This window comes from Methylobacterium sp. E-025 (genome assembly GCF_022829705.1).
Lineage (GTDB): Bacteria > Pseudomonadota > Alphaproteobacteria > Rhizobiales > Beijerinckiaceae > Methylobacterium.
Map to the genome: position 1 here is coordinate 42698 of NZ_JAKSYR010000108.1, position 12868 is coordinate 55565.

The window sequence follows — 12868 nt, forward strand, 5'->3', positions numbered from 1 at the left end:
GAACCGGAATGTCTGACCTCACCCTCAACGGCATCCGCGTCGAGGACACCTTCGCGGAGGCGTTCGACGTCGCCGGCACCGCGATCGTCGTCACCAACGACACCGCGAAGTGGGCGATGATCGCTGCCACGACGATGACCGGCTTCGCCACCTCGGTGATCGGCTGCGGCGCCGAGGCCGGGATCGACGCCGAGCTGTCGCCCGAGGAGACGCCGGACGGGCGCCCGGGCGTGCGCATCCTGCTGTTCGGCTTCGAGCCGAACGGGCTCAAGGAGCAGCTGCTGAAGCGCGTCGGGCAGTGCATCCTCACCTGCCCCGGGACGGCGTGCTTCGCCGGCGTCGAGGGGCCGACCAAGATCAAGCTCGGCGGCGCGATCCGCTACTTCGGCGATGGTTTCGCCATCGCCAAGCGCCTGCCGGACCACACCGGCAGGATGCGGCGCTACTGGCGCATCCCGGTGATGGACGGCGAGTTCCTGTGCGAGGATTCCGTGCGCGCGGTCGACGGCGCGGTCGGCGGCGGCAACCTGCTGTTCCTCGGCCGCACCCACGCCGAGACGCTGACGGTGGCCGAGGTCGCCGTGGAGGCTGCCAAGGCCATCCCCGGGGCGATCCTGCCCTTCCCCGGCGGCATCGTCCGCTCCGGCTCGAAGGTCGGCGGCCGCACCAAGGGCATGATGGCCTCGACCAACGACGCCTACTGCCCGACGCTGAAAGGCCGGGCCGGCTCGGCCCTGCCGCCCGAATGCGGCGTGGTCCTGGAGATCGTCATCGACGCGCTGACCTCGCAGGGCGTCTCCGATTCGATGCGGGCGGCGCTCCACGCCGCGACCGAGATCGGCGCGCAGCACGGCCTCGTCGCGGTCACCGCAGGCAATTACGGCGGCAACCTCGGGCGGCACCACTACCGCCTGCGCGACCTGCTCGACAAGAAACCCGCCGCGAAGGAGACCGTAGCGTGAGCGTCCTCTCCCTGCGGCAGGCGCCCCCCGAGCGCCTCGACTTCCTCAACATCGCGCCGGCGACCCTGGCCGCGCTTTCGCCGGCCGAGGCCGAGCGCCTGCCGATCGGCACCACCCGGCGCGGCCTGGTGCTCGGCGACTGCTTCCAGGTGTCGCTCGACGGCGGCGACAGCCTGACCATCGAGGGCGGCCACGAGCGGCTCGACCGCGTCGGCGGCGCGCTCGCGACCGGCACGATCCACGTCGTCGGCGACGTCGGCCAGCGCCTCGGCGAGGGCATGGCCGGCGGCACGTTGACCGTCACCGGCACGGCCGGCCCGTTCGCCGGCACCGGCGCCACCGGCGGCACCATCACCATCGCGGGCGATGCCGGCGATTACGCCGGCGGCGCGGTCTACGCGGCCAAGGCCGGGCTCGACGGCGCGACGCTGGTCATCAAGGGCACCGCCGGCCGCCATCTCGGCGACCGCATGCGGCGCGGGCTAATCCTGGTCGAGCGCGCGGGCGATTACGCCGGCTCGCGGATGATCGCCGGCACGATCGCCGCCGGGTCCGTCGGCGACGACGCCGGCTACGGCATGCGCCGCGGCACGCTCCTCCTCGGCAGCCACGGGCGCCTGACGCCGACCTTCGTCGAGACCGGCGAGCACGACCTCGTCTTCCTGCGGCTGCTGGCGCGCTCGCTCAAGACCCTGAGCCCGCGCCACGCCGAGATCGCCGCCGGCCCGCTGCGGCGCTATTCCGGCGACCTCGCGACGATCGCCAAGGGCGAGATCTGGGCGGCGGCCTGAGAGCCGCTCCTGCCTCCCCTCGCAGTGGGGGGGGAGGCAGGCTCACGTGCCGTCCTCGCCGCATCACTTCCCACGGACCTCGGCGTCGTCTTAAGATCCTCTCAACCCGGCCGCGGAGCCGGGACCCTGCGAGGACGTCCTGCCGATGCTGATCCTGCTGTCCGCCTGCCTGCTGTCGCAACCGACGCAGTGCCACGACGACCAGATCCCGATGTCCTACGAGGGCAGCAACCCGTTCATCTGCCTGCGCCACGCCCAGAGCGTCCTCGCCGAATGGCAGGCGGTGCACCCCGACCTCCACGTCGCGAAGTGGCGCTGTGCCGTGCGCGGCACGGTGCCGAAGGACCTGTGACCGCCGCGGACCGAAGCTGAACGGATCCCGACGCGTCCGCTCGCGAACGGTTCAGCCTCCTTCGATCATCCTCCGGGCTTCGATGGCCGCCGGCCACGCACTGCGCGAGGACATGTCGTGTCGCTCCACCGTTTCCGTCTTTCCGGGTTCTGCGCGCTCGTCCTCGCGGGGCATGCCTTCGCCGGCGCCGCGCGGGCCGCCGATTTCGACGGGCCCTATCCGCCGCCGCAGCCGGAATACGGCGGCTACGCCCACCGGGAGCCGCCCCCGCCCCCGCCCGAGCCGCCCTTCCGCCGCCCGCGCTTCACCGCCGGCCCGGATTTCGAGCCGCCCGAGCGCTGCCGCAGCTTCGTGAAGCGCCGCATCGACGCCTATGGCGAGGAGGTGGTGCGCCGTGTCCGGGTCTGCGACGAGCCGGGCGGATACGATGCCGGCCCGCATCGCCCGGTCGTCTTCAATCACCCGCCGCGGCCGCCGGTCGACATCCCGGATCGCGGTTGGGGCGGCCCGCGCTGGTAGCCCGGGGGGCGAGCACGCCCCCGCCTGAGGTGGCTGAGATCTCCGTGGCGGAAAACGCGACGTCCCGCCGTGTCGACGGTCACCCTGCGATCCAGGGATCACGGGATCGACGTCACGCCCGAACCGGCGCCTTCTTGAGGGCGGCGGCGAAGGCCTTGAGCTGGCGGTTCAGGTCCGCCAGCTCGTTCAGCGCGATCGTCTTGTGCCCGTCCTTGACGGCACGCTCGATGTCCTCGACCTGCGAGGCGGCGAGGCGCCGGATTGCGGTGGCGACTTGGTCACGGGTCAACGGCGCCTCTCCCGGCACGACGCATGAGGGATGCTCGGTGATAGGTCGACAGGCTTAACCGTTGGTGTGCGGGCCTCCTCGCGCGCGGGCCCGCATCAGTCGTCCGGCGCGGTCGGCGGGGGCGGCGCCAGCGCGGCCTCGGCCGCCTGCAGGCCGGCCCGCGCCTTCGCCATCGCCGCGGCCTTGGCGCCGGTCTCGGCGTTCAGCGCTTCGAGGAAGGCGGTCCAGTTCCCGCGCAGCGCCGGCGGCATCTCGGCGTCGAGACGGTCGCGCAGCTGCGCCATCCGGGCGACGGGGCTGTCCGCCGGACCGGCCCCGTCCGAATCGTAGACGCCGACGCCGCACACCTGGTCGCCGGCGCGGGTGTAGTAGGTGGTCTTCTGGAGCGCGACGGTGCTGCCCGGTTTGGGGAACAGGTAGCGGATCTCGGCGACCGTGCCGGCCTTGGCCGTCTCCAACATCTGGCGGATGAAGTAGGTGCCGTTGCTGTCGTGCAGGTCGCGCACGTTCTGGCCCTGCAGGATCGGGTTGGGATGCGCGCTCATCACGCCGTCCGGCCCGACGCAGAAGACGTAGGTGTCGGCGGTGCGGAACCCCGCTTCCCCCTTGGTGAAATGCGCGAGCGCCGCCGGCGCGTCGGCCGCGATCGCCGCGACGACGTGCTTCAGCATCCACTTGGCGGAGGCTTCCGAGCCGGCATCGCCGCAGGAGACCGGCGCCTCCCCGTCGCCGCAGGCGCGCCCGGGCTGGGGCGTCGCCGCCAACCCGATCGCAGCGAGGAGGGACGCAGCGAATACGGAGCGAAGCAATGCCATCGGTCGCGCCTCGACGATCAAGCGAAGGCCCGCGCGCGGCGGCATGACGTGCGCACGTCCGTTGCAGATGGATCCGTGGCTCGACAAGTCATGGTCGAAGCAGCCGGGATGGACGGCAGCTTCCATCGATTTCGTCGAATCTTCAAGCGTGAAATTGAGCATTCGAAACGCGCGAAAACAGTAGACCGGCGCGCGTCGGCGCCGGCGCATCTCCTGCGGGCCGAAGCGGCGCGACCCGTCCGCGGGTCGCGCCCTCGGCGCCGGGCATCGGCGTGGCCGTGGCGCGGCTCAGGTCCGCCAGGGGTGGGCCGGCAGCTCGGTCTTGCCGATCGTGCTGGCGCCGGCCTCGGCCACCACGTGGTCGTTCTCCACGGTCGAGCCGCTGACGCCGATGGCGCCCGACATCTCGCCGTCCGCGTCGACGATCGGGATGCCGCCGGGGAAGGTGATCAGCCCGTCGTTCGAGTGCTCGATGCCGTAGAGCGGGCCGCCCGGCTGCGACAGCGCGCCGATCTGTCCGGTCATCATGCCGAAGAACACCGAGGTCTTGGCCTTCTTCTGGGCGATGTCGATCGAGCCGACCCAGGCGCCGTCCATGCGGTAGAACGCCTTCAGGTTTCCGCCGGAATCGACGACGGCGATGCACATCTGCGTGCCGAGTTCGGCGGCCTTGGCTTTGGCGGCGGCGATCGCGGTCTCCGCCTGCTCGATGGTGACGTGCATGGTGTCATCTCCCTGATGGCGCCGCCGGACCGGGGCGCGTCGTCCCCGCAGCCTCGGCGGGGATACCGATCGACAACGGCCGAGGTTGCGCCCGGTGCCGAGAACAAGGACGGCCGCCCCGGATGTCCCTGGGGCGGCCGCGGATCGATCGCGTCGGTCGGCCTGCCTCTGCCGGCCTACTTGGCCGACATCGCGTTGGCCTTCTCGATCAGCGCCTCGGCCATGCGGATCGAGGCGATGTCGATCAGGCGGCCATCGAGGGAGACGGCGCCGCGGCCGGCCTTGGCGGCCTCTTCCATCGCCACGAGGATGCGGCGCGCCTTGGTGACCTCGGCCTCGGACGGGGTGAACACCTCGTTGGCGAGGTCGATCTGCGAGGGGTGGATCGCCCACTTGCCCTCGTAGCCGGCCGACGCGCAGCGCCGGGCCGCGGAGGTGTAGCCGTCGGGATCGGAGAAGTCGCCGAACGGGCCGTCGATCGGGCGCAGGCCGTAGGCGCGGCAGGCCACCAGCATGCGCTGCTGGGCGAACAGCCACGGATCCTGCCAGTGGGTCTCGCGCTTGCCGCTCTCGTCCTTGTCGGTGAGCACGCTGTAATCGGGGTTCACCCCGCCGATGACCTGGGCGCGGGCGCGGCAGGACGCGGCGTAGTCGGCGACGCCGAAGGACATCGCCTCGAGGCGCTTCGAGGAGGTCGCGATCGCCTCGACGTTGGCCATGCCGAGCGCGGTCTCGATCAGCACCTCGAAGCCGAGCTTCTTCTCGCGCTTCTTGGCCTGCTCGATCTGCGTCACCAGCACGTCGATGGCGTAGACGTCGGCCGGCACGCCGACCTTCGGGATCAGGATCATGTCGAGGCGCGGACAGGCTTCGACGATGTCGACCACGTCGCGGTACATGTAGTGGGTGTCGAGACCGTTGATGCGGATCATCATGGTCTTCGAGCCCCAATCGATATCGTTGAGGGCAGCGATGATGTTGGTGCGGGCCTTCTCCTTGTCGTCCGGCGCGACCGCGTCCTCGAGGTCGAGGAAGATCACGTCGGCGTTCGAGGTGGCCGACTTCTCCATGAAGGTCGGGTTCGAGCCCGGCACCGCGAGTTCGGAGCGGTGGAGCCGCGGGGTGGCCTGCTGGACGAGGGTGAAGCTCATGGGGGGTCTCCTGTTTCCCTGGGAAGTCGAGCGGCTTGCGGTGCCGCCGTCAGAGCGCGGGCTCAGCTAGGCCGCCCGAACCGTCGGTTTCAACATGGGCCTGCGCGTTCTCGGCGACAGGCCTAGGCGATACGTTTGCATCAGCCGGTCGCACCGAAGCCGACGGCGATGCAGTTGATCGAGAGCAGGAGCGCGGATTTCACCGCCTCGCGCTTGTCCTCGTCGGTCTCGGCGCGGAACCGGCGCAGCAGCTCGACCTGCTCGCGGCCGACCTGGTTGATCGTCGGCAGGCGGCCGGTGAGACGGTCGCGGAACAGCGGCGCGCGCTCGGCCAGCTCCCGCCCGCCGGTGATCCGCAGCACCATCTCGCGCGTCAGCGCGTACTCGGCTTCGATCATCCCGAAGATGCGGTCGCGGATCTCCGGGTCGGCGACGAGGCCGGCGTAATCCCGGGCGATGCCGAGATCGACCATGAGCAGCGTCTTCTCGACCTCGTCGAGGATCAGGCGGAACAGCCGGCATTCCTGGAACAGGCGCTTGAGCAGCGCTTCGCCCTGGTCGCCGCGCACGTCGAGGAAGCTGCGGATGCCGGAGCCGACGCCGTACCAGCCGGTGACGACGTGTCGGTTCTGCGACCACGCGAACACCCAGGGAATCGCGCGCAGGTCGCTCAGCGACTTCGCCCCGAAGCGCCGCGCCGGGCGCGAGCCGATGTTGAGCAGCGCGATCTCGTCGAGCGGGCTCGCGGCCTGGAAGTAGTCCACGAGGCCGTCGGCCTGGAGCAGGTTGACGTAGGCCGCGCGCGAGGCGCCGGACAGCGCCTCCAGCGCATCGTCGAACTCGTGCCGGGGCTGGTTCGCGCGCTGCCGCTCGGATTGCAGCGCGTGCTCGAACACGGAGGCCGCCAGCAGCTCCATCTGGTAGGCGGCGGTGCCGCGGTTGGCGTACTTGAACGAGACCACCTCGCCCTGCTCGGTGGTGCGGAAGCGGCCGTTGATCGAGCCGGGCGGCTGCGCGTCGATCCCGCGCTGGGTCGGCACGCCGCCGCGGCTCACCGAGCCGCCGCGCCCGTGGAAGAACGCGATCGGCACGCCGGCTTCCTTGCCGAGCGCCGTCAGCTTCGCCTGCGCCTTGTACAGCTCCCAGTTCGAGGCGACGAAGCCGCCGTCCTTGTTCGAATCCGAGTAGCCGATCATCACCTCCTGCACGCCCCCCTGCCAGCGGGTGGAGCGGCGGACCACCGGGATGCCGACGAGCTCCTTCATGATCGCCGGCGCGGCGCGCAGGTCCTCGATGGTCTCGAACAGCGGCACGATCGGCAGCGGGCAGATCTCGGTGCCGGCGGCGTCGAGGTAGAGGCCGGCCTCCTTGGCCAGCAGGTAGGCGCCGAGGATGTCGGGCACCGAGCGGGTCATCGACAGGACGAAGGCGCCGAACGCCTCGCGGTCGAGGGTGTCGCGCATCTCGCCGACGAGCGCGAAGGTGGCCAGGGTCTCGCGGGCGTCGTCCGGCAGGCCCTCGAACGAGGTTTCGCCGGTCCGCGGCCGCGCCAGCTCGGCGACGAGCCAGGCCTTCCACTCGGGCGACTCAAGGTCCGGCGGCGCCTTGCCGCCGCTCTGGCGGGCGTAGAGCGCGTGCAGCGTCTTCGTGGTGCGGGTGGTGTTCTCGCGCAGGTCGAGGCGGACGGTGGAGAACCGGAAGATCTCGACCATGCGCCGCACCGGCCGCACGAGGTCGGTGGCGAGCGAGGTGCACTTGGCGTCCGCGAGGCCCTGCTCCAGGGTGCGCAGGTCGTTGATCAGCCCGTCGGCGCTCGGGTAGTCCGGCCCGCTCGTGCGGCCGCCCTCGTTGCGCCGGATCGTCGCCTCGATCTTGCGCAGGATGCAGGACAGGTACTGGCGATAGGCCTCGCCGGGGTTGCGGCCGGCGATCGCCTTGGCGTCGCCGCTCTCGGACAGGGCCCGGGCCAGCTCGGCCCGGAAGGTCTCGGGCACCGGCATCGAGCGCTCGGTGAGCGACAGCACCCGGCCGAGATGAAGCACGCCGTCGCGGTAGCGCCTGAGCGAGGCGAGCGCGTTCCACTTCAGCGTCTCGCGGGTGACGCTGGCGGTGACGTAGGGATTGCCGTCGCGGTCGCCGCCGATCCAGGAGCCGAACTGAAAGAAGGCCGGCACCTCGAACTTCTCGTCCGGGTAGTACTGCGCCAGCGATTCCTCGAGCGAGTAGACCACCTCCGGCAGCATCTCGAACAAGGTCTCGTCGAAGAAGTGCAGGCCCCAGGAGACCTCGCGCTCGACGGTGGCCTTCTCGAGGTGCAGCTCGCCGGTCATCCAGACCAGCTCGATCTGGTCGCGCAGCTCGTTCATCAGACCGTTGCGCTCGCGCGTAGTCCAGCGCGGCAACTCGAGCTCGCGCAGCACGAGGTAGATGCGCCGGAACTTCTCCAGCACGGTCACGCGCTTGCCCTCGGTCGGGTGGGCGGTGATCGTCGGGCGGATGCGCAGGTCCTTCAGCAGGGCATGGATCTGCGGCGCGGGGATGCCGCCGGCCGAGGCTTCCGCCAGCACCTTGGCGAAGGACCCGCCGAGGGCCGAGCGGCCCTCCGTGCGCTCGACGTGCCGGCGCCGGCGCATGGCGACGTTCTGCTCGGCGATCGACAGCAGCTGGAACCAGATGCCCTGCACCTGGAGCGCGCGGGCCAGCATCTCGGGCGTGAAGGTCGAGATGTCGGCGGTGCCGTGCAGCACGGCCTCCAGCTCCGGCTCGTGCCGCCGCGCCACGTCGAGCAGCGCGTGGAACAGGATGTCGAGGGCTTCCTTCGACGAGGTGCCGGTGATCACCGGCGGCGCGAAGGCGTTCTCGTCGGCATGGCCGAGGGAGGCGTGAAGGGTCTTTGGCATCGGATCAAGCCACCTGGGGCGGATATCGTTTTGGCGGGGGTGGCACCGCGCGGCCCCCTCTCCCGAGCGGGAGAGGGTTGGGGTGAGGGGCTAGGTCATTCCGGAGAGGTCACGCCCCTCACCCTGTCCCTCTCCCGAACGGGAGAGGGGACCCGCGCTTCAGGTTCGCGCTTCGGGCGCTACGCCGCCCGCCGCATCACCTCGGCGACGGTGTCGCCGAACGAGCCGGGATCGGGCGCCACGGTCAGCCCGTAGGACCGCATGATCTCGGCCTTCTCGGCCGCGCTGTCGCCGGTGGCCGAGATGATCGCGCCGGCATGGCCCATGCGGCGGCCCTTCGGCGCCGTGAGCCCGGCGACGAAGCCGATCACGGGCTTCGAGAAGTTCGCCTTGATCCAGGCCGCGGCCTCGGCCTCCTGCGGGCCGCCGATCTCGCCGATCATCAGCACGGCCGCGGTCTCCGGGTCCTGCTCGAACAGCGCGAGGTGGTCGAGGAAGGACGAGCCGTTGATCGGGTCGCCGCCAATGCCGACCGAGGTCGAGATGCCGATGCCGTGCGCCTTCATCTGCGAGGCGGCCTCGTAGCCGAGCGTCCCCGAGCGCGAGATCACGCCGACGTTGCCCTTCAGGTAGATGTGCGGCGGCATGATGCCGAGCATCGACTTGCCGGGCGAGATGATGCCGGCGCAGTTGGGGCCGACCACCATGGTGCGGCGGTCCTTGGGGTAGCGCATCAGGTAGCGCTTCACCCGCATCATGTCCTGGGCCGGGATGCCGTCGGTGATCGAGCAGACCAGCTTCAGCCCGGCATCGGCCGCCTCCATGATCGCGTCCGCGGCGAAGGGCGGGGCGACGAAGGTGATCGAGGTGGTGGCGCCCGTCGCCTCGACGGCGTCCTTGACGGTGTTGAACACCGGCAGGCCGAGATGGGTCTTGCCGCCCTTGCCGGGGGTGACGCCGCCGACGACGTTGGCGCCGTAATCCTTCATCTCCTTGGCGTGGAAGGTGCCCTTGTCGCCGGTGATGCCCTGGACGATGATCGGGGTGGTCTCGTCGATGAGAATGCTCATGGCGGTATCCTTCGCTTATCTCACGGACGTCAGTGCTTGGTGCCGTTGCAGGCCTCGACGGCCTTGCGCGCGGCCTCCGACAGGGTCTCGGCGGTGATCAGGTCGAGCCCGCTCTCGGCCAGGATGCGCTGCCCGGCCTCGACGTTCGTGCCGGCGAGCCGGACGATCAGCGGCACCTCGATCTTCACCTCGCGCGCCGCCTGGACCACGCCCTCCGCGACCCAGTCGCAGCGGTTGATGCCGGCGAAGATGTTGACGAGGATCGCCTTCACGTTCGCGTCCGACAGGACGAGGCGGAAGGCGGTGGCGACGCGCTCGGGGCTCGCGCCGCCGCCGACGTCGAGGAAGTTCGCCGGCTCGCCGCCCGCGTGCTTGATCATGTCCATGGTCGCCATGGCGAGGCCGGCGCCGTTGACGATGCAGCCGATCTCGCCCTCGAGCCCGATGTAGCTGAGGTTGTGCTCGGCGGCCTGGGCCTCGCGCGGGTCGCCCTGCGACGGGTCGTGCATGTCGGCGATGTTGCGGCGGCGGAACATCGCGTTGTCGTCGAACGACATCTTGGCGTCGAGCGCCAGCACGCGGTCGTCCTTGGTGACGACGAGCGGGTTGATCTCCAGCATGGTGCCGTCGCAGTCGCGGAACGCCCGGTAGGCGTTCATGATCGTCTTCACCGCGGCCGAGACCTGCTTGATGTTGAGGCCGAGCTGGAACGCGATCTCGCGGGCCTGGAACTGCTGCAGGCCGACGGCCGGCTCGACCACCACCTGGATCAGCGCCTCGGGCTCGCTGGCCGCGATCTCCTCGATGTCCATGCCGCCGCGCTGAGAGGCGATCACGCGGACGCGCTCGGCCTTCCGGTCGAGGACGTAGCCGAGATACAGCTCGCGCTCGAACGGGTCGGCGGTCTCGACGTAGACCCGCTGCACCGGCTTGCCCTCGGGCCCGGTCTGCAGGGTGACGAGGCGCTTGCCGAGCAGCTCGCGGGCGGCATCGCGAACCTCGTTGTAGGTTCGGCACAGCTTGATCCCGCCGGCCTTGCCGCGGGCGCCTGCATGGATCTGGGCCTTAACCGCCCAGAACGAGCCGCCGAGCTCGGTCGCGGCATAGACGGCCTGATCGGCGCTGAAGGCGACGGCGCCCTTGGGAACCGCGACGCCGAAGCTCGCGAGCAGCTCCTTGGCCTGATACTCGTGCACGTCCATCGGGCGCCTCCTTCGGTACTGTTCTTGGCTGCGTTTCTACGCCCTCATTTTACTTTGGGGGAGAGCAGTGTCGCATTAAATTTTTTTGCATTCTCGTTGAGTTCGCCTTGATCGGCGAAGGAATGCTTGCGGTCTTCTTGTTGCGTCGCACAATCTTCTAACGACGATCGTTTCCCGACTTCGCAATTCGCCCGTCGGCGGTCCCCGATCGCCGCCGATCGGGGACCGCCTACGGGCTTCGCGTCAGCTCACCTTGGCCTTGACCACGTCGTAGACCTTCTCGTTGAGCGGGCCGGCATCGCCGAGCAGCGCCTCGAGCTCGATCAGGCGCGCCTGCGCGAAATCGCGGTCGTCGAGGCCCTTGGCATTGACGTAGACGTTCAGCGCCGCGCTGCGCAGGCCGGCATGGGCCGAGAGCACGGCGACGCCGGCATCCGAGATGACGTTGAGGTTGCCCTTGTCGGCGACCACCTCGGCGAGGTCGATCACCGCGCGGCAGGCGCGGCAGCAGGCGAGCGGCACGTCGGTCGCCACCTTCAGCGCCGCCTGGATCCGCTCGGCGCGGACCGCCTTCTCGTCGTCGGTGGCCTTGGGCAGCCCGTAGGCCCCCATCACCGCGTCGAAGGCGGCGACGTCCTCGGCGATCATGCCGGTGAGCTGCGCCCGCAGCGCCTCGGACTGGACGAGCATGTCCTTCAGCTCGGCCTCGACCTCGACGTACTTCTTCTTGCCGATGGTGAGGTTGCACACCATCGAGACCAGGGCCGCGCCCATGGCGCCGGAAATGGCGGCGGCACCGCCGCCGCCGGGGGTCGGGGCGGCGCTGGCCAACCCGTCGAGGAAGGTCGCGATCGTATCGTGCTCGGCCATGCGCCCCACTCCCCCGTTCAGGCCATCTTCTTGGCGAGCGCGTAGATCTCCTCGGCATCCAGCACCTGCTCGGTGCTGTCGAAGAGCTGGCCGACGCAGGCGCGATGGAGCTTCAGCTTCAGGCCGCCGATGCCCAGTGCGCCGAACGACTTCTTGCCGTGCCGGTCCTTGCCCTTGTCTATGGCGTCGATGCCGCCGAAGCCGAGCGGCGGCTGGGCGTTGTAGTCGGCAACGAACTCGATCGAGGCCTCGTCCTTCCAGGCCGACTCTGGCAGCAGCTCGATGCCGATGGCGCCGGCCGAGAACACCAGGTTCTTGCCCTTGACGATCTCGGCGCGCGAGGCCTCGTCCGGGGTCGCGGCCGCCGTCACGGCGACGCCGAAGCGCTTGTTGACGGCGTCTGCCGCCGCCTGCGCGCGGTCGAGCTGACGGGCGGCGAGGACGACCTCGGCGCCCTCCTGGGCGAGCAGGGCCGCCGAGCGCATGCCGACCGGGCCGGTGCCGGCGAGCACCACGGCCTTCTTGCCCTCCAGAGAGCCGGCGGCCTTCGCCACCAGAGCGACGCCGGCGGCGGCGGTGGTGTTCGAGCCGTTGGAATCGAGCATGGTCGAGACGCGGAACGGGCCGAAGAAGCGCTTCTTCACCGCCTCGAGCACCGCCTCGCCGGCCGCCATGTTGCCGCCGCCGACGAAGATCGCCGTCGACTTCTTCTCCGAGCCGCCGCGGGTGTAGATCGTGCCGTCGACGAGCGCGCCGACGTTCTCGGGCGTCACGCCGCCGTAGCCGGTGATGTGGTCGGCGCCGCCGTCGTAGCCGACGACGGTGTCGAACACGGACGGCATCGCATCGGTGTCGAACAGGAACAGAAGCTTCTTCATGGTGCGTCCTCTCGCCCGCGTCTCGGCGCGGATGGCGTTCGTGTTGGTAATTGGGTTCGGGCTCGTCGGTCGCTCAGCCTTCCCTCCCCCCTGCGGGGGAGGGGGGGTTTCGACCTGGCCCAGGTCCTGGGCCTTGCGGCGTCCGAAGCCCTGGCCTTTGTCGACGGACGGTTGGGCAGGGTACGCACCCCCTCCTTGGCTGCCCCGGGCGCGTTGGGTGGGCCGAGTCGGGTCTGCGCGGTCTGGTGGCAACGGAGTTTTGCGGTTTTTGGGCGGGCCGGGCCCCCCACCGCCGAGGCGGCTCCGCCCCTGGGGCCCGGCTTCCACGGCTGCGCCCAGGGTCCCC

At 70.3% G+C, this 12868-nt stretch carries 13 protein-coding genes; 4 read left to right on the top strand and 9 right to left on the bottom strand.

Annotated elements, in window-relative coordinates; genetic code table 11:
• Nucleotides 1–8 precede the first annotated feature (8 nt).
• From fhcD to MKK64_RS14670, 4 genes are all read left to right on the top strand, one after another.
• Nucleotides 9–962: a formylmethanofuran--tetrahydromethanopterin N-formyltransferase gene (gene fhcD, locus MKK64_RS14655; RefSeq protein ID WP_243935660.1), complete on the top strand. Its 954-nt coding sequence runs from the start codon at nucleotides 9–11 to the stop codon at nucleotides 960–962.
• Nucleotides 959–1753 carry a formylmethanofuran dehydrogenase subunit C gene (locus MKK64_RS14660; protein ID WP_243935661.1) on the top strand — a complete coding sequence of 265 codons (795 nt, stop codon included), beginning with the start codon at nucleotides 959–961 and terminating at the stop codon, nucleotides 1751–1753. The genes fhcD and MKK64_RS14660 overlap by 4 nt, the downstream gene beginning before the upstream one ends.
• Nucleotides 1754–1898: 145 nt before the next feature.
• Nucleotides 1899–2105 (top strand): hypothetical protein, encoded by a 207-nt coding sequence (locus MKK64_RS14665; protein WP_243935662.1) that lies wholly within the window; start codon nucleotides 1899–1901, stop codon nucleotides 2103–2105.
• Nucleotides 2106–2222: 117 nt separating this feature from the next.
• The gene (locus MKK64_RS14670) at nucleotides 2223–2624 is read left to right on the top strand and encodes a hypothetical protein (RefSeq protein ID WP_243935663.1); all 402 of its coding nucleotides are present in this window, start codon (nucleotides 2223–2225) and stop codon (nucleotides 2622–2624) included.
• Nucleotides 2625–2736: 112 nt separating this feature from the next.
• On the opposite strand, the gene MKK64_RS14675 is transcribed toward MKK64_RS14670, so the two are convergent.
• The 9 genes from MKK64_RS14675 to MKK64_RS14715 all read right to left on the bottom strand — a co-directional run bounded on the left by MKK64_RS14675 (nucleotide 2737) and on the right by MKK64_RS14715 (nucleotide 12522).
• A complete protein-coding gene (locus MKK64_RS14675) occupies nucleotides 2737–2913 on the bottom strand; it encodes a hypothetical protein (protein ID WP_187274652.1) in 177 nt (58 codons plus the stop codon).
• 95 nt (nucleotides 2914–3008) lie between these two features.
• Nucleotides 3009–3728, bottom strand: coding sequence for a cache domain-containing protein (locus MKK64_RS14680; RefSeq protein ID WP_243935664.1), 720 nt, complete (start codon nucleotides 3726–3728; stop codon nucleotides 3009–3011).
• 288 nt (nucleotides 3729–4016) lie between these two features.
• Nucleotides 4017–4451, bottom strand: a complete 435-nt coding sequence (locus MKK64_RS14685) for a GlcG/HbpS family heme-binding protein (RefSeq protein ID WP_147726365.1) — start codon at nucleotides 4449–4451, stop codon at nucleotides 4017–4019.
• 176 nt (nucleotides 4452–4627) lie between these two features.
• A complete protein-coding gene (locus MKK64_RS14690; RefSeq protein ID WP_147726364.1) occupies nucleotides 4628–5602 on the bottom strand; it encodes an HpcH/HpaI aldolase/citrate lyase family protein in 975 nt (324 codons plus the stop codon).
• A 140-nt stretch (nucleotides 5603–5742) separates the two neighbouring features.
• On the bottom strand, nucleotides 5743–8502 hold the full coding sequence (locus MKK64_RS14695; RefSeq protein WP_243935665.1) for a phosphoenolpyruvate carboxylase: 2760 nt from the start codon (nucleotides 8500–8502) through the stop codon (nucleotides 5743–5745).
• A gap of 179 nt (nucleotides 8503–8681) precedes the next feature.
• Nucleotides 8682–9572: a succinate--CoA ligase subunit alpha gene (gene sucD / locus MKK64_RS14700; protein WP_147726362.1), complete on the bottom strand. Its 891-nt coding sequence runs from the start codon at nucleotides 9570–9572 to the stop codon at nucleotides 8682–8684.
• 29 nt (nucleotides 9573–9601) lie between these two features.
• Nucleotides 9602–10774: a malate--CoA ligase subunit beta gene (locus MKK64_RS14705; protein ID WP_243935666.1), complete on the bottom strand. Its 1173-nt coding sequence runs from the start codon at nucleotides 10772–10774 to the stop codon at nucleotides 9602–9604.
• Between the two features lie 243 nt (nucleotides 10775–11017).
• Nucleotides 11018–11644, bottom strand: a complete 627-nt coding sequence (gene fchA, locus MKK64_RS14710; protein ID WP_243935668.1) for a methenyltetrahydrofolate cyclohydrolase — start codon at nucleotides 11642–11644, stop codon at nucleotides 11018–11020.
• 17 nt (nucleotides 11645–11661) lie between these two features.
• Nucleotides 11662–12522, bottom strand: a complete 861-nt coding sequence (locus MKK64_RS14715) for an NADP-dependent methylenetetrahydromethanopterin/methylenetetrahydrofolate dehydrogenase (RefSeq protein ID WP_243935669.1) — start codon at nucleotides 12520–12522, stop codon at nucleotides 11662–11664.
• Nucleotides 12523–12868: the final 346 nt, after the last annotated feature.